Here is a 15563-nt window from a genome sequence, read left to right on the forward strand (position 1 = left end):
TTTCGATGCCCGCCGCAGATAGCGCGGCAGGCCCGCGCATCAATTCGCGCCCGATCTGTCGGTGTCCGATCCGTCGGCGCCCGATCAGTCCGCGCCCGATCAGTCCGCGCCCGATCAATCCGCGAAAGGATCGGTCACAAGGATCGTGTCATCCCGCTCGGGGCTGGTCGACAGCATCGCCACCGGGCACTGGATCAGTTCCTCGATCCGCCGCACATATTTGATCGCGGCACCCGGCAGGTCGGCCCAGGACCGCGCACCTGCGGTCGACTCCTGCCAGCCTTCCATCTCCTCGTAGATCGGCTTGACCCGCGCCTGAAGGTTGGCCGCCGTCGGCAGGTAATCCAGCTTCTGCCCGTCCAGCTCGTAGCCCACGCAGATCTTCAGCGTCTCGAACCCGTCCAGCACGTCAAGCTTGGTCAGCGCGATCCCCGAAACCCCGCTCGTCGCGCAGGTCTGGCGCACCAGCACCGCATCGAACCAGCCGCAGCGCCGCTTGCGCCCGGTCACGGTGCCGAATTCATGCCCCCGCTCGCCCAGACGCTCGCCATCGGCGTCGAACAGCTCGGTCGGAAACGGCCCCTCGCCCACGCGCGTCGTATAGGCCTTCACGATCCCCAGCACGAAATCCACCGCCGTCGGCCCCAGCCCCGTGCCCGTGGCGGCCATGCCCGCAAGCGTGTTGGAACTGGTGACATAGGGATAGGTGCCGAAATCCACGTCGAGCAGCGACCCTTGCGCCCCCTCGAACAAGATGCGCTTTCCGGCGCGGCGGGCGTCGTGCATCACCTTCCACACGGGCTTGGCATAGGGCAGGATCTTCGGCGCGACCTCTAAAAGCTGCGCCTTCAGCGCCACCGGATCGACCGGACCAAGGCCCAGCCCCGCCCGCAGCGCGTTATGATGGCCAAGCAACCGCCCGATGCGCAGATCCAGCGTCGCCTCGTCGGCAAGGTCGGCCACACGGATCGTGCGCCGCCCCACCTTGTCCTCATAGGCCGGCCCGATGCCGCGCCCCGTGGTGCCGATCTTGGCCACCCCCGTCTGGCCTTCGCGCGCACGGTCCAGCTCGCCATGCACCGGCAGGATCAGCGGCGTGTTCTCGGCAATCATCAGGTTGTCGGGATCGACCGTCACACCCTGCCCGCGCAGCTTCTCGATCTCCGACAGCAGCGCCCAGGGGTCCAGCACCACCCCGTTGCCGATGACGGAAAGCTTGCCCCCGCGCACGATCCCCGAAGGCAGCAGCGACAGCTTGTAGACATTGCCGTCGATCACCAGCGTATGGCCCGCATTGTGCCCGCCCTGGAAGCGCGCGATCACATCGGCCCGCTCCGAGAGCCAATCGACGATCTTGCCCTTCCCCTCGTCGCCCCACTGGGCGCCCACGACGACGACATTGGCCATGAAGGATTCCTTTCAAGGGTTCGCTGAAACCGTGCGTCCTATAGCCGCCCGCCCCCGCAAGGGAAAGGCAAAACCGCCGCCCGCCGCACGGGCGCGCCGCAGCCCGCCCCGCCCGCGCCCTTCCCCCTATCACTCCCCCCGTTCCTCTTGCCCCAAATATCCTCGGGGGGTGAATTGCCGCCTGCGGCAAGAGGGGGGGGCGAGCCCCCCCTTTCCCCGCTAGGGGCTTGCACCCCTGCCCCCTTCCGCCTAGATAGGCGCGTCAGTTCCGAGCAAAAAGCGGCCCAATGGAAAACGTCATCCTCACGATCCACCTGATCCTCGCCCTTCTCCTGATCGGCGTGGTGCTGTTGCAGCGGTCGGAAGGTGGCGGTCTGGGCATGGGCGGCGGTGGCGGCGGCAATTCCGTCATGACCGGACGCGGTGCCGCCAGCGCGCTTGCGAAACTGACATGGGTCTTTGCCGTCTGCTTCATCGCAACCTCGGTCACGCTGACCGTCCTCGCCGCGCAGAAAGCGGGGTCCGGCTCGGTCCTCGATCAGGCCGGCATCGACGCGCCTGCCGCACCCGCCCCGACCGACGCGCCGCTCGGCACCGACCTGCTGCCCCCGCAACCCGCCGACGCTCCGCTCGCCCCGCCCCCGGCGAACAGCAACTAAACCACCATTCATTGGGTAGCTTTTCCGGCCAGGGACTGCATCTAGCGGTCAGGTTGCGCGCGGCCGAAAGCTGCGTTACAGCTTGTCTCCCGTGATGATGCGATTCCCGCGCCCCGAATCGCCGCTCGATCGCACCGATTGAACCAACACGGGAGTTTACCGATGGCACGCTATATCTTCATCACAGGCGGCGTCGTCTCCTCCCTCGGCAAGGGTCTCGCCTCCGCCGCCCTCGGTGCGCTCTTGCAGGCCCGCGGCTACACCGTCCGCCTGCGCAAACTCGACCCCTACCTCAACGTCGACCCCGGCACGATGTCGCCCTTCGAACATGGCGAGGTTTTCGTCACCGACGACGGCGCCGAAACCGACCTCGACCTTGGCCATTACGAACGCTTCACCGGCGTCTCGGCCCGCCAGACCGACAGCATCTCCTCCGGCCGCATCTATTCCAACGTGCTGGAGAAAGAGCGCCGCGGCGACTACCTCGGCAAGACGATCCAGGTCATTCCCCACGTCACCAACGAGATCAAGAACTTCCTCCGCATCGGCGATGACGAGGTCGATTTCATGCTCTGCGAAATCGGCGGCACCGTGGGCGACATCGAGGGTCTGCCCTTCTTCGAGGCGATCCGCCAGTTTATCCACGAACGCCCGCGCGGCCAGTCGATCCTGATGCACCTGACGCTGCTGCCCTATCTGGCGGCCTCGGGCGAGCTGAAAACGAAACCCACCCAGCACTCGGTGAAAGAGCTGCAATCCATCGGCCTCGCCCCCGATGTGCTGGTCTGCCGATCCGAACACCCGATCCCGGACCGCGAGCGGGAAAAGATCGCCCTCTTCTGCAACGTCCGCAAGGACTCGGTCATTCCTGCCTATGACCTGAAAACCATCTACGAAGCGCCCCTTGCCTATCACCGCGCGGGCCTTGACCAGGCGGTGCTTGACGCCTTCGGCATCACCCCCGCGCCCAAGCCCAACCTCGCCCGCTGGGAAGACGTGATGGACCGCCTGACCCATGCCGAAGGCACGGTCCGCGTCGCCATCGTCGGCAAATACACCCAGCTCGAAGACGCCTACAAATCCATCGCCGAGGCGCTGACCCACGGCGGCATGGCCAACCGCACCCGCGTCAAGGCCGAATGGATCGACGCCGAAATCTTCGAACGCGAAGACCCCGCCCCCTATCTGGAAAACTTCCACGCCATCCTCGTCCCCGGCGGCTTTGGCGAACGCGGCACCGAAGGCAAGATCAAGGCCGCGCAATTCGCCCGCGAAAAGAAGATCCCCTATCTCGGCATCTGCCTCGGCATGCAGATGGCCGTGATCGAAAGCGCGCGCAACCTTGTGGGCATGAAGAACGCAGGCTCCGAGGAATTCGACGTCGAGGCGGGCGAGAAACGCTTTACCCCCGTGGTCTACCACCTCAAGGAATGGGTGCAGGGCAACCATGTCGTCGCCCGCAAGCTGTCTGACGACAAGGGCGGCACGATGCGGCTGGGCGCCTATACAGCCAGCCTGACCCCCGGCTCCAAAGTGGCCGGCGTCTATGGCACGACCACCATCGAGGAACGCCACCGCCACCGCTACGAGGTGGACATCCAATACCGCGACAAGCTGGAAAATTGCGGGCTGATCTTCTCGGGCATGTCCCCCGACGGCCGCCTGCCCGAGATCGTCGAGGTCAAGGATCACCCGTGGTTCATCGGTGTCCAGTTCCACCCCGAGCTGAAGTCGAAACCCTTCGCCCCCCACCCGCTGTTCGCCGATTTCGTCCGCGCCGCGGTCGAGGTGAGCCGTCTGGTCTAAGCGAAATCTGACGCAGATTTCGCGCCGTTTCCTGACGCAGGAAACGGTGCCGACCGGCGGTCGCCTGTTGAAGACACCACCAGACCGACCCGACGGTCGAACCGCGGAATTTGCGTCAAATTCCGCCGCGATTTCTGCGACAGAAATCGCCCTTCGCCCCGCTCGGAACGCGGTCACCGGGCTTTGCTCCCCCGTGGTCAACACGCCGTAGAAAGCGCAAAAGGCGGCCCCACCGGACCGCCTTCCCTGCAATTCCCGATCTTTGGCGCAGCCGAGGGGTTCAGCCCAGCGACGACAGCACCACGGGCTGCACCTGATGCCAGCCCTCCCAGATCATGCGCAGCGCCACATAGAAGATGATGGCAAGCCCGACATAGGCGATCCAGCGGTGCTTGTTCAGCAAGCGCGCCACGAAACTCGCGGCCAGACCCATCAGCGCGATGGACAGGATCAGCCCCACCACCAGCACCGTGGGATGTTCCCGCGCCGCCCCCGCCACTGCCAGCACGTTGTCGAGGCTCATCGACACATCGGCCACGACGATCTGGATCGCCGCCTGCCGGAAGGTTTTCTTCGGCCCGCCGCCCACCGTGCCATCGGCGTTCAGATCGGTGCCCGTCAGCGCCTCTTCGGCGGCATTGTCGTTGCCATGCCCCTCGCGCAGCTCGCGCCACATCTTCCAGCAGACCCACAGAAGCAGGATGCCCCCCGCCAGCAGCAGGCCCGTCATCGCCATCAGATAGGTCGTCACCGTGGCAAAGATGATCCGCAGCACGGTCGCCGCGATGATGCCGACCAGAATGGCCTTGGTGCGCATCTCCTTGGGCAGACCTGCCGCCGCAAGGCCGATGACGATGGCATTGTCGCCCGCCAGAACAAGGTCGATGGCGATGACCTGCGCCAAGGCGGTCAATCCGGCGAGCGTAAAGATTTCCATAAGACCCTCATCCAAGCTTCCGCAGCATCCCTACGCAATGACCGCGCTTTCGGCAACCGCCTGGACGACATGGGGCGCGCCACCCCGCCCCGCAACCCCGCCGCTTCGGGTTCGGCCCGCCGCATCCACGGTGGCGGAATGTCCTGACAAAGGCTTAAGCCCGCTTGCCCCGCGTCTGCATCCCCTGTGCATCCGCGCCCCATAACAGACAGCTAACGCCAACCGCCGCCCAAGCCCGCTTGATCCAACGCCCGCAACAGGTTAGCCAAGCGGCATGCTCTCCTACCAGCACATCTACCACGCCGGGAATCTGGCCGATGTCCAGAAGCACGCGCTTCTGGCCTTCATGCTCGATTACATGACCCGCAAGGACAAGCCGCTCAGCTACATCGAAACCCACGCAGGCCGCGGCGTCTATGACCTGACCGCCCCCGAGGCCGCAAAGACGGGCGAGGCGGCGGCCGGAATTTCCCTTCTGGAACAGCGGTTTCCGCCCGACCACCCCTACCGGCAGCGCCTTGCCCAGACCCGCGCGCTCTTTGGCCCGAACGCCTATCCCGGCTCGCCCCTCGTCGCGGCGCTCGGCTTGCGCGAAACCGATGCGATCCATCTGGCCGAATTGCACCCGCAGGAACACGCCGCCCTGACCCGCGCGATGGGCCAGTGGGGCCTGCACATCGAAAAGCGCGACGGTCTCGAAATGGCCCTTGCCCTCACCCCGCCCACCCCGCGCCGCGGGCTGCTGCTGATCGACCCCTCCTACGAGGTCAAGACCGACTACCAGACCCTTCCCAAACTCGTCGGCCAGATCGCCCGCAAATGGAACGTCGGCACGATTGCCCTTTGGTATCCAATACTTGTCGACGGCCCCCATACCCCCATGCTGCGCGAGCTGATGGCCGCCCACCCCGACAGTTTCCGCCACGAACTCCGCTTCCCCCCCGTCCGCGACGGGCACAAGATGATCGGCACCGGCATGTGGATCCTCAACCCGCCCTACGGGATCGAGGCCGAAGCCGCCGCCCTTTCCGCGCTCTACAAGACCCTCTGATCCCGCAGGCGTGACCCGCCACGGCTTGCCCCGCCCCGAAGCGCGGCCTATCCTCGGGCCATGTTCGAACATCTCCTGCGCGGCCTTCTGGCCCCCGCCCCGTCCCGCCTGCCCGAACCCGATGCCCGCCTTGCCTTGGCGGCGCTGCTCGTGCGCATCGCCAAAACCGATGGTCTCTATTCGGCCGAAGAGGTCGAGAACATCGACCGTATCCTGATGGCCCGCCACCACCTCGGCCCGTTCGAGGCCGCGCGCCTGCGCTCGGACGCCGAAACGCTCGAGGCGGAAGCCCCCGATACCGTCCGCTTCACCCGCGCCATCAAGGCCGCGACCGACCTCGAGGACCGCTCCGCCCTGATGCAGGCCATGTGGTCCGTCGCCCTGTCCGATGGCCTGCGCGACGCCGAGGAAGACCGGCTGTTGCGCATGGTCGCCTCGCTTCTCGGCCTTTCCGATGTGGAATCGAACCTTGCCCGCAAAAGGGCCGAGCGCGCATGATCGCCGCCCTTCCCATGTATGACCGCGCGGAAAACCGTGCGGCGACAGACCGTTACTGGTCGCTCATCCGTGCAGGCCTGATCGCGCGCGGCATCGACGCACCGCAATTCCTGCGCCGGGACGATGCCGAGTTGATGCCGCAATGGACCGACCCTTCCCTGCTGCTGTCGCAGACCTGCGGCTTTCCCTTCCGCGCGAAACTGCACGGTCGGGTCCAGCTTGTCGGCACCCCCGATTTCGGGGTCGGGGGCTGCCCGCCGGGCTATTACCGTTCGGTCCTGATCGCGCGCCGCGACGACCCGCGCCGCACCCTCGCCGATTTCGACGGCGCCGCCCTTGCCTACAACGACGCCATGTCACAATCGGGCTGGGCCGCACCGCAGACCCACGCGGCCAAGCTTGGCCTCACCCTTCGCGCAGGCGTGCAAACCGGCTCGCACGCGGCCTCGCTTGCTGCCGTTGCGACAGGCCGCGCCGATCTTGCGGCGCTCGACGCCGTGACCTGGTCCCTGCTGGCCGAACACGATCCGCAAGCCGCCGCGGTCCACGGCATTGCCCTGACCGACCCGACCCCCGGCCTGCCCTACATCACGGCGGCAGGCCGCGACTCGGCCGGCATCTTCGAGGCCATTGCCGGGGCCATCGGCCAGCTTGACGCAACGCAAACCAGCGCCCTGCGTCTTAGGGGAATCGTTTACATTCCGGCCGAAACTTATCTCGCGGTGCCAACTCCCCCCGCGCCCGATGCGCTTGCACCGGAAAAATGATCAAATTCCGCCGGACTCGGCCCCAAACCCGCGCAAAGCGCGTTGCAAAGCGTCCGAACCTGCGCCTTACTCGACTGTCATAAAAAGCAACATCCAGACCTAAGTGCCAGACGCAACCGCCGACACACCCGTTATCCGCATCCGCAACCTGCACAAGAGCTATGGCCCGCTCGAAGTGCTGAAGGGTGTAGACCTGACCGCGCCGCGTGGTCATGTCGTGTCCCTCATCGGCTCGTCGGGGTCGGGGAAGTCGACGCTGCTGCGCTGCTGCAACCTGCTCGAGGAAAGCCAGGAAGGCGATATCGAGTTCGAGGGCGAAGCCGTCCGCTGGCGCGGGCAGGGGCTGAACCGCCACCCCTCCGACCGCGCGCAGGTCACGCGGATGCGCACCAACCTGTCGATGGTTTTCCAGCAGTTCAACCTGTGGTCCCACATGACGATCCTGCAAAACGTCATGGAAGCCCCGGTCACCGTGCTGAAACGCGATCCGGCCGAGGTTGAAGCCGCCGCGCGCAAATACCTTGCCAAGGTCGGCATCGCCGACAAGGCCGATGCCTGGCCCGCGCAGCTTTCGGGCGGCCAGCAGCAACGCGCCGCCATCGCCCGTGCGCTGTGCATGGAACCCCGCGCCCTGTTGTTCGACGAACCCACCTCGGCGCTGGATCCGGAACTCGAGCAGGAAGTTGTAAAAGTCATCAAGGCGCTTGCCGAAGAAGGGCGCACGATGATCCTTGTGACGCATGACATGAAACTCGCCGCCGATGTGTCGGACCATGTGGTCTTCCTGCATCGCGGCAAGATCGAAGAAGAGGGTCCGCCGGACCGTTTGTTCGGCAACCCGCAGACCGACCGTCTGCGCGGTTTCCTCTCGGCCACCTCGGCCTGAAACCTACGACCAAGACCAAAACGAAGGGGAGCTACCACATGAAGAAACTTATGCTTGCGACAGCCCTTGTCGCCCTGTCCGGCATGGCCGCCAGCGCGCAAGACACTGTCCGCATCGCCACCGAAGGGCTGTACCCGCCCTACAACCTCGTCAATGACGCGGGCAAACTCGACGGCTTCGAAGTCGACCTCGGCACCGAAATCTGCAAGCGCGCGGCACTGACCTGCGAATTCGTGCAGAACGACTGGGATTCGATGATGCCCAACCTGAACTCGGGCAACTTCGACGTCATCATGGCGGGCATGTCGATCACCGAAGAGCGCAAGGCCGACCGCCTCTTCACCCAGAACTACTACCCGCCGGCCACCTCGTACTACGTGGCAGCCAGCGCCGATGTCGATCTGAAAGCCGGCGTCGTCGCCGCGCAGACCGCCACGATCCAGGCGTCGCATGTGGCCGAATCCGGCGCGCAGCTTCTGGAATTCAAGACGCCCGACGAAACCGTCGCCGCCGTCCGCAATGGCGAAGCCGATGCCGTTCTGGCCGACAGCGAATTCCTCGACCCTGTCGTGGCCCAGTCGAACGGCGAGCTTCAGATCGTCGACAAGGTCCAGCTTGGCGGCGGCGTGGGCGCGGCCTTCCGCCAGTCCGACACCGAACTGGCCGGCAAGTTCGACAAGGCCATCGGCGAAATGAAGGCCGACGGTTCGCTGAACGAGCTGATCACCAAGTGGTTCAAGGACAAAGCCGTCCTGTTCTGATGATCTTTCGGGAAACCGGCCCCGCGCCGGTTTCCCCTTTTTCCCGTCACCCTTTCCCCCGTAACCCAGGCCCGAGGTGCGATGTTTTCCCAATGCGCAGACCCCTCGACCCTGTCGGGGTTCAACTGGATGCTGTGCTACCTGACATCGGGCAAGCACCTTCTGTTCTATTACAGCTTCGGCACCGTCCTGATCCTTCTGGCCGTCACCGCCCCCGTGGCGCTTGGCTTCGGTTTCATGGGGGCCATCGCCGCGCGGTCGCACAGCCGCGCGCTCTCGCTGCTGGGCAAGGCCTATATGCTGATGGTGCGCGGCATCCCCGATATCATCTTCTTCATGTTCTTCGTGATCGCCCTCGATCAGGCGTTCGAGACGGGTCTGCACTATATCCGCTGCCCCGACTGGACCGAACCGATCCGCACGGGCCTTGAATTCAAGGTCTGTCCTGAAGCGAAAATCCCGCCCAATTCCGCCCCGCAGATCTTTCACCAGATCTACGGCTTCGCCTTGGCCGTGGTGACCTTTGCCATCGTCTTCGGCGCTTTCACCGCCAACGTCCTTTACGGCGCGATGAACGCCGTCCCCCGCGCCCAGCTCGAAACCGCCGAGGCCTATGGCCTGTCCAACCGTCAGGTGTTCCGCCGCATCCTCGTGCCGCAGATGTGGGTCTATGCCCTGCCCGGCCTGTCCAACCTGTGGCTGATTCTCATCAAGGCCACGCCGCTGCTGTTCCTGCTCGGCGTCAACGACATCGTCTACTGGGCGCAGGAACTGGGCGGGTCCAAGACCGACAGCTACGCCTACCCGCATGACGACTGGCGGCTGTGGTATTTCCTGTTCCTTCTGGCCTTCTACCTTGCCTTCACCCGCGTCTCGGAAATCGTGCTGGGCCGCCTGACGGCACGCCTGTCGCACGGGCAGGCCACGATGGCGGGCGAAGCGATGCGAAAGGCCGCCGCATGACGATGACCTGCGCCGAGACCATCGCCGCCTATGCTTTCCGCTCGATCGGTCTGGGCGAGCGGATGCTGCCCAAGACCGGCTTCACGCTGTGCGAGCAGTTCACCCTCATCGGCTCGGGCCTGATCTGGAACATCTACTACGGCGCGCTTGCGCTTTTTGCGGGGTTCTTTCTGGCCAACGCTCTGGCACTGGCAAAATCCGCCCGCAGCCCCTGGCTGCGCAAACCGGCCGAGTGGTTCATCTTCACCTTCCGCGGCTCGCCGTTGTTCATCCAGTTTTTCCTTGGATATCAGGCCTTTGTGCTGCTTCCCAAATCCGGCATCGACCTGCTCGGGGTAACGATCCACACAGATTGGTTAACAAAAGCCTGGTGTGGCGCGCTGGTCGTGCTGTTCCTCAACACGGCCGCCTATTCGGCCGAAATCTTCTACGGCGCGCTGCGCTCTGTGCCAAAAGGCGATCTCGAAGCCGCCGACGCCTATGGCATCACCGGCTTCAAACGCTTCCGCCGCATCCTCTGGCCCACCATGCTGCGCTTGGGCTGGCCTGCCTACACGAACGAGGCGATCTTCCTGTTCCACGCCACGACACTGGTGTTCTTTTCCAGTTTCCCCGCGTTCCGCCAACAGGGCGACGCGCTCTACTACGCCAGCTATTTCGCCGACAAGACCTACAACCCCTTCATCCCCTACCCCATCGTGGGCTTTTACTTCATCTGCCTGACGCTGACCCTGACCTTTGCCTTCAACGCCGTGAACAAGCGGTTGAACCGCCATCTGCCATCGAACCAACGCGCAAGAATTCGCTTGCGTCCTCAACTGATCCGATAGTAGCCTAGATTTGATCAAATTCCTCGGGCGTCTTGCCCGGGTCCGCCCAAGGGGTGGCAGTGCGGCATGGGGCTGCATGGGAATAGGGTCGAACACAAAGGGAAGGACCGGGGCCGGGCACATCGCTCCCCCGCCTTATGAACGATGATGAAAGATTGGCTGAGAAAGCACCCGGACGTGCGGACCATCCGCGTGGCCGCTGCCGACTTGAACGGACAGGCGCGCGGCAAACGCGTGCCCGCCCGCTTCGCTGAAAACGTGACGAAGAACGGAACCCGTTTCCCGTTCTCGGTCCTGAACCTCGACATCTGGGGCGAGGATATCGACGACAGCCCGCTGGTGTTCGAACAGGGCGATCAGGACGGGGTTCTCAAACCCACCGAACGCGGCTTCATGCCCATGCCCTGGCTCGAGGCGCCCACCGCGCTGCTGCCGATCTGGATGTTCCGCGAAAACGGCACCCCGTATGAGGGCGACCCCCGCCACGCCTTGCGCGCCGTGGTCGAGAAGTTCAAGGAACGCGGTCTGACCCCCGTGGTCGCGATGGAGCTTGAATTCTTCCTGATCGACGACTCGGGCAAGACCATGCAGGTCCCCGCCTCGCCCCGGTCGGGCAAGCGCCGCAAGGCCGCCGAAACGCTTTCGATCCGCGCGCTCGACGCCTTCGACACCTTCTTCACCGACCTCTACGATGCCTGCGAGGCGATGGACATTCCCGCCGACACCACCACCTCGGAAACCGGCCTCGGCCAGTTCGAGGTGAACCTGATGCATTGCGACGACGCGCTGCGCGCCGCCGACGACGCATGGTTCTTCAAGATGCTGGTCAAAGGTCTGGCCCGCCGCCACGGCTTTGCCGCCAGCTTCATGGCCAAGCCCTATCCGGAATACTCCGGCTCGGGCCTGCACACCCATTTCAGCCTGATCGACGAAGACGGTCGCAACGTCTTTGACAGCGGCGGCCCCAAGGGCACGGCGACCTTGCGCTCGGCGGTGGCGGGGTGCCTCAATGCCATGCACGATTCCGCGCTGATCTTCGCGCCGCACCAGAACAGCTACGAACGCCTCGTTCCGGGGAAACATGCGCCCACCTCGATCTGCTGGGGCTACGAGAACCGCACCGCCGCCATCCGCATCCCTGCCGGCAACCCCGGCGCACGGCGGATCGAGCATCGCGTGGCGGGCGGCGACGTGAACCCCTATCTCATGCTTGCGGCCATCCTCGGCGCGGCACTCGACGGGATCACGCAGGCGATGGAACCCCCCGCCCCGATCACCGGCAACGCCTATGCGATCGAGGATCTGCCCCAGATTCCCGACAGCTGGGAAGCCGCGATCGACGCGCTCGAGCAAAGCCCGATCGTGCCGCGCTTCATCCACCCCGAGCTGATCAAGAACCTGATCCACACCAAACGGCAGGAACTGCACTACATCGGGGAACTCACGGAAACCGAACGGGTCGAGCTTTACCTCGACACGGTCTGACGGGCCCTGAATTTTCGCAGAAAATTCGTTGGGCCCGACCAAGGGGGCAACGATTTTTCTGCGAAAAATCAGCCCCCTTGCCGAAAGTGCAGCGCAGACACTACCTTTCTTCTATCGGCAATCAGGCAAACCCATGCTCATCGGCATCCTGCAGACTGGCCTCGCCCCCGAAATGCTCGCCCCCGAGATGGGCGATTATCCCGACATGTTCGCACGCCTGCTGGGCGGGCATGGTTTCACCTTCCGCACCTGGCGCGTGGTCGAGGGGGAATTTCCCGCCTCGGTCCATGATGCCGACGGCTGGCTCATCACCGGCTCGCGCCACGGGGTCTATGAAGACCACGCATGGATCCCGCCGCTCGAGCAATTCATCCGCGACAGTTTCGCGGCCCATGTGCCGGTGGTGGGAATCTGCTTTGGTCACCAGATCGTGGCGCAAGCCATGGGCGGCAAGGTCGAACGCTACGCGGGCGGTTGGGCCGTCGGCGCGCAGGACTACGATTTCGACGGCGAGACGCTGACCCTGAACGCATGGCACCGCGATCAGGTGGTCGAGGTGCCAAAGGGCGCCAAGGTCATTGCCAGCAACGATTTCTGCACCAACGCGGCACTGCTTTATGACGACCGCGCCTTCACGGTGCAGGCCCATCCCGAATTCCGCCCCGAATTCGTCGATGGGCTGATGAAGACACGGGGCAAAGGCGTCGTCCCGGACGAGGTGATGGCCAAGGCCGCAACCCGCCTGACCGACCCCTTGCAAGACAAAAGCATCGCGGCCCGCATCGCCGCCTTTTTCAAGGAACCCCGCGCCTGAACCCCTTCCGGCGCGGCAACCCCGAACCATAGTGTGACCCATGTCCAACTGGACCGACAAACTGCCCGAAGCCGCCCGCGACTGGATCGCCGGACGCCGCGTGGACGAGGTGGAATGCATCATCGGCGATATCGCCGGCGTGGCGCGTGGCAAGGCCATGCCCGCCTCCAAATTCGCCAAGCAGGCCAACTATTTCCTGCCGAATTCCATCTTCCTGCAAACCATCACCGGCGAATGGGCCGATAACCCCACGGGTGCCTTCACCGAACCCGACATGATCCTCGTGCCCGATTTCAGCACGGCGACGGCGGCCCCCTGGACCGCCGACATCACGCTGCAAATCATCCACGACGCCGAAGACCAGCAGGGCCGCCCCGTTCCGACCGCCCCGCGCAACGTCCTCAGACGCATCGTCGAGCTTTACAACGCCGAAGGCTGGCAACCCATCGTCGCCCCCGAGATGGAGTTCTTCCTTGTCGCGCGCAACATCGACCCCAACATGCCGATCATCCCGCCCATGGGCCGCTCGGGCCGCCGCGCGGCGGGCAAACAGGCCTATTCCATGTCGGCGGTCGACGAATACGGCAAGGTCATCGACGACATCTACGACTTTGCCGAAGCGCAGGGCTTCGAGATCGACGGCATCCTTCAGGAAGGCGGCGCGGGACAGGTCGAGATCAACCTTGCCCACGGCGACCCCGTGGCGCTGGCGGACGAGATCTTCTTCTTCAAACGCCTGATCCGCGAAGCCGCCCTGCGCCATGACTGTTTCGCCACCTTCATGGCAAAGCCGATCGAGGGCGAACCCGGATCGGCCATGCATATTCACCACTCGGTGGTCGATACCAAAACCGGAAAGAACATCTTTTCCGACAAGAAGGGCGGCGAAACCCCCGCATTCCTGCATTTCATCGCCGGTATGCAAAAGCATCTTCCCGGCGCGGTGGCGCTGCTTGCGCCCTATGTCAACAGCTACCGCCGCTACGTGCCGGACTTCGCGGCGCCGATCAACCTCGAATGGGGGCGCGACAACCGCACCACGGGCCTGCGCGTGCCGATCTCGCCGCCCGAGGCGCGGCGGCTTGAAAACCGCCTCGCTGGGATGGATTGCAACCCCTATCTCGGCATCGCCGCCAGCCTTGCCTGCGGCTATCTCGGTCTCAAGGCGCAACAGATGCCCAAGCCCGAATGCACGGGCGATGCCTATATGAACGAAACCGACCTGCCCTATAACCTCGGCGATGCGCTTGACCTGCTCGAAGAGGACAGCGCCCTGCGCGACATCCTCGGCGTCGAGTTCTGCGAGGTCTACACCAGCGTGAAGCGGAACGAATACAAAGAGTTCCTGCAAGTCATCAGCCCGTGGGAGCGGGAGCATCTTCTGCTGAACGTATGAACCTGCTGCACGTCAATGATCGGGCGGGGGAATACCCCGCCTCATACTATGCCGCGACCCGCGCGCCGCTCGGCCCGTTCGCCCCGTTGCAAGGGGCGGTCCGGGCCGATGTCTGCGTCGTGGGGGCGGGATATACCGGCCTGTCGGCAGCCTTGCATCTGGCGCAGCGCGGGCTGTCGGTCGTGGTGGTCGAGGCGCATCGCGTGGGCTTCGGCGCATCGGGACGCAACGGCGGGCAGGTCGGCTCGGGGCAGCGCAACGATCAGGACGATCTGGAGCGCGTGGTCGGTGCCGCGAACGCCCGACACCTGTGGGATTTGGCGGAAGAGGCGAAAGGGATGGTCAAATCCCTGATCGCCGATCACGCCATGCCGCTGCGCTTCCATCCCGGCATCGCCCATGCCTGCTGGACACAATCGCAGGTGCGCCATGCCCGGGACTACGCCGAGAAGCTGCGCCGCGACTACGGCTACGACGAAATCGAACCGCTCGACCGCGAGGCCATCGGGCGGCTCATCCCCTCGGGTGTCTTTGCAGGCGGCGACATCGACCGCGGCGCGGGCCATGTGCATCCGCTCAACTACGCCATCGGCCTTGCACAGGCCGCCGTGGCGGCGGGGGCCACGATCTTCGAGCGGTCCGAGGTCACGCGGATCCACCACGGCGCAAAGGCGCAGGTGCTGACCGCCCAAGGCAGCGTCACGGCCGACCATGTGATCCTTGCCGCGAACGGCTATCTTGGCGGGCTGGAACCACAGGTCGCAGCCCGCGTCATGCCGATCAACAACTTCATCGTGGCGACCGAACCCCTTGGCGACCGCGCGGCAGGCGTCTTGTCCGAACCCGTGGCCGTGGCCGACACGCGCTTTGTGGTGAATTACTGGCGCCTGTCCGATGACAACCGCCTGCTTTTCGGCGGGGGAGAAAGCTATGGCTGGCGCTTTCCCGATATCGTCAAGACCGTGATGCCCGCCCTGACCGACATTTACCCCGATCTGCGGGGCGTAAGGATCGACCGCGCATGGGGCGGCACGCTTGCCATCACCATGACCCGCAACCCCTGTTTCCTGCGTGTTGCACCGAATGTCCTCTCTGCCTCGGGTTACTCGGGCCACGGGGTGGCGATGGCGACGCTGGCCGGACGTGTCCTTGCCGAGGCCGTGGCCGGACAGGCCGGCCGCTTCGACCTGATGGCCAGCCTGCCCACCCCCCGCTTTCCGGGCGGTGTCGCCTTGCGCTGGCCGCTCTTGGTGCTGGCGATGACATGGTATTCGCTGCGCGACCGGCTGGGCCTCTGAACGGC

General features: G+C 64.8%; 15 protein-coding genes. 13 read left to right on the forward strand and 2 right to left on the reverse strand.

Annotated elements, in window-relative coordinates; translation table 11 throughout:
* Nucleotides 1-114: 114 nt before the first annotated feature.
* Nucleotides 115-1407, reverse strand: coding sequence for an adenylosuccinate synthase (locus H7F16_RS00445; RefSeq protein ID WP_185795588.1), 1293 nt, complete (start codon nucleotides 1405-1407; stop codon nucleotides 115-117).
* Between the two features lie 287 nt (nucleotides 1408-1694).
* Here H7F16_RS00445 and secG point away from each other — a divergent pair, with 287 nt between their 5' ends.
* Together secG and H7F16_RS00455 are read left to right on the forward strand one after the other, a co-directional pair.
* Nucleotides 1695-2066 (forward strand): preprotein translocase subunit SecG, encoded by a 372-nt coding sequence (gene secG, locus H7F16_RS00450; RefSeq protein WP_185795589.1) that lies wholly within the window; start codon nucleotides 1695-1697, stop codon nucleotides 2064-2066.
* A 162-nt stretch (nucleotides 2067-2228) separates the two neighbouring features.
* Nucleotides 2229-3872 (forward strand): CTP synthase, encoded by a 1644-nt coding sequence (locus H7F16_RS00455; RefSeq protein ID WP_185795590.1) that lies wholly within the window; start codon nucleotides 2229-2231, stop codon nucleotides 3870-3872.
* Nucleotides 3873-4152: 280 nt separating this feature from the next.
* On the opposite strand, the gene H7F16_RS00460 is transcribed toward H7F16_RS00455, so the two are convergent.
* Nucleotides 4153-4809 (reverse strand): TerC family protein, encoded by a 657-nt coding sequence (locus tag H7F16_RS00460; RefSeq protein WP_185795591.1) that lies wholly within the window; start codon nucleotides 4807-4809, stop codon nucleotides 4153-4155.
* A 274-nt stretch (nucleotides 4810-5083) separates the two neighbouring features.
* On the opposite strand from H7F16_RS00460, the gene rlmJ reads away from it, so the two are divergent.
* The 11 genes from rlmJ to H7F16_RS00515 all read left to right on the forward strand — a co-directional run bounded on the left by rlmJ (nucleotide 5084) and on the right by H7F16_RS00515 (nucleotide 15558).
* The gene (gene rlmJ / locus H7F16_RS00465; RefSeq protein ID WP_185795592.1) at nucleotides 5084-5860 is read left to right on the forward strand and encodes a 23S rRNA (adenine(2030)-N(6))-methyltransferase RlmJ; all 777 of its coding nucleotides are present in this window, start codon (nucleotides 5084-5086) and stop codon (nucleotides 5858-5860) included.
* A 60-nt stretch (nucleotides 5861-5920) separates the two neighbouring features.
* Nucleotides 5921-6358, forward strand: a complete 438-nt coding sequence (locus tag H7F16_RS00470) for a tellurite resistance TerB family protein (protein ID WP_185795593.1) — start codon at nucleotides 5921-5923, stop codon at nucleotides 6356-6358.
* Nucleotides 6355-7125 (forward strand): phosphate/phosphite/phosphonate ABC transporter substrate-binding protein, encoded by a 771-nt coding sequence (locus H7F16_RS00475; RefSeq protein WP_185795594.1) that lies wholly within the window; start codon nucleotides 6355-6357, stop codon nucleotides 7123-7125. Before H7F16_RS00470 ends, H7F16_RS00475 begins: the two co-directional genes overlap by 4 nt.
* Before the next feature lie 103 nt (nucleotides 7126-7228).
* Nucleotides 7229-8011, forward strand: coding sequence for an ATP-binding cassette domain-containing protein (locus H7F16_RS00480; protein WP_185795595.1), 783 nt, complete (start codon nucleotides 7229-7231; stop codon nucleotides 8009-8011).
* Nucleotides 8012-8049: 38 nt separating this feature from the next.
* A complete protein-coding gene (locus H7F16_RS00485; protein WP_185795596.1) occupies nucleotides 8050-8772 on the forward strand; it encodes a transporter substrate-binding domain-containing protein in 723 nt (240 codons plus the stop codon).
* A gap of 81 nt (nucleotides 8773-8853) precedes the next feature.
* Complete coding sequence (locus tag H7F16_RS00490; protein ID WP_185795597.1) at nucleotides 8854-9735, forward strand: ABC transporter permease; 882 nt, start codon at nucleotides 8854-8856, stop codon at nucleotides 9733-9735.
* Nucleotides 9736-9737: 2 nt separating this feature from the next.
* The gene (locus H7F16_RS00495) at nucleotides 9738-10565 is read left to right on the forward strand and encodes an ABC transporter permease (RefSeq protein WP_185796588.1); all 828 of its coding nucleotides are present in this window, start codon (nucleotides 9738-9740) and stop codon (nucleotides 10563-10565) included.
* Nucleotides 10566-10712: 147 nt separating this feature from the next.
* The gene (locus H7F16_RS00500) at nucleotides 10713-12050 is read left to right on the forward strand and encodes a glutamine synthetase family protein (RefSeq protein WP_185795598.1); all 1338 of its coding nucleotides are present in this window, start codon (nucleotides 10713-10715) and stop codon (nucleotides 12048-12050) included.
* Nucleotides 12051-12183: 133 nt separating this feature from the next.
* Nucleotides 12184-12864 (forward strand): type 1 glutamine amidotransferase, encoded by a 681-nt coding sequence (locus H7F16_RS00505; protein WP_185795599.1) that lies wholly within the window; start codon nucleotides 12184-12186, stop codon nucleotides 12862-12864.
* Between the two features lie 40 nt (nucleotides 12865-12904).
* Entirely contained in the window at nucleotides 12905-14260 is a 1356-nt protein-coding gene (locus H7F16_RS00510) for a glutamine synthetase family protein (RefSeq protein ID WP_185795600.1), read from the forward strand.
* Nucleotides 14257-15558, forward strand: coding sequence for an NAD(P)/FAD-dependent oxidoreductase (locus H7F16_RS00515; RefSeq protein WP_185795601.1), 1302 nt, complete (start codon nucleotides 14257-14259; stop codon nucleotides 15556-15558). Before H7F16_RS00510 ends, H7F16_RS00515 begins: the two co-directional genes overlap by 4 nt.
* The last annotated feature ends 5 nt before the right edge of the window (nucleotides 15559-15563 follow it).

Origin of the sequence: Paragemmobacter straminiformis (genome assembly GCF_014243445.1) — a bacterium.
Lineage (GTDB): Bacteria > Pseudomonadota > Alphaproteobacteria > Rhodobacterales > Rhodobacteraceae > Paragemmobacter > Paragemmobacter straminiformis.

Coding starts and splice junctions, on each gene's coding strand:
- H7F16_RS00445 (WP_185795588.1), bottom strand. CDS start 1,407: ATGGCCAATGTCGTCGTCGTGGGCGCCCAGTGGGGCGACGAGGGGAAG.
- secG (WP_185795589.1), top strand. CDS start 1,695: ATGGAAAACGTCATCCTCACGATCCACCTGATCCTCGCCCTTCTCCTG.
- H7F16_RS00455 (WP_185795590.1), top strand. CDS start 2,229: ATGGCACGCTATATCTTCATCACAGGCGGCGTCGTCTCCTCCCTCGGC.
- H7F16_RS00460 (WP_185795591.1), bottom strand. CDS start 4,809: ATGGAAATCTTTACGCTCGCCGGATTGACCGCCTTGGCGCAGGTCATC.
- rlmJ (WP_185795592.1), top strand. CDS start 5,084: ATGCTCTCCTACCAGCACATCTACCACGCCGGGAATCTGGCCGATGTC.
- H7F16_RS00470 (WP_185795593.1), top strand. CDS start 5,921: ATGTTCGAACATCTCCTGCGCGGCCTTCTGGCCCCCGCCCCGTCCCGC.
- H7F16_RS00475 (WP_185795594.1), top strand. CDS start 6,355: ATGATCGCCGCCCTTCCCATGTATGACCGCGCGGAAAACCGTGCGGCG.
- H7F16_RS00485 (WP_185795596.1), top strand. CDS start 8,050: ATGAAGAAACTTATGCTTGCGACAGCCCTTGTCGCCCTGTCCGGCATG.
- H7F16_RS00490 (WP_185795597.1), top strand. CDS start 8,854: ATGTTTTCCCAATGCGCAGACCCCTCGACCCTGTCGGGGTTCAACTGG.
- H7F16_RS00495 (WP_185796588.1), top strand. CDS start 9,738: ATGACCTGCGCCGAGACCATCGCCGCCTATGCTTTCCGCTCGATCGGT.
- H7F16_RS00500 (WP_185795598.1), top strand. CDS start 10,713: ATGAAAGATTGGCTGAGAAAGCACCCGGACGTGCGGACCATCCGCGTG.
- H7F16_RS00505 (WP_185795599.1), top strand. CDS start 12,184: ATGCTCATCGGCATCCTGCAGACTGGCCTCGCCCCCGAAATGCTCGCC.
- H7F16_RS00510 (WP_185795600.1), top strand. CDS start 12,905: ATGTCCAACTGGACCGACAAACTGCCCGAAGCCGCCCGCGACTGGATC.
- H7F16_RS00515 (WP_185795601.1), top strand. CDS start 14,257: ATGAACCTGCTGCACGTCAATGATCGGGCGGGGGAATACCCCGCCTCA.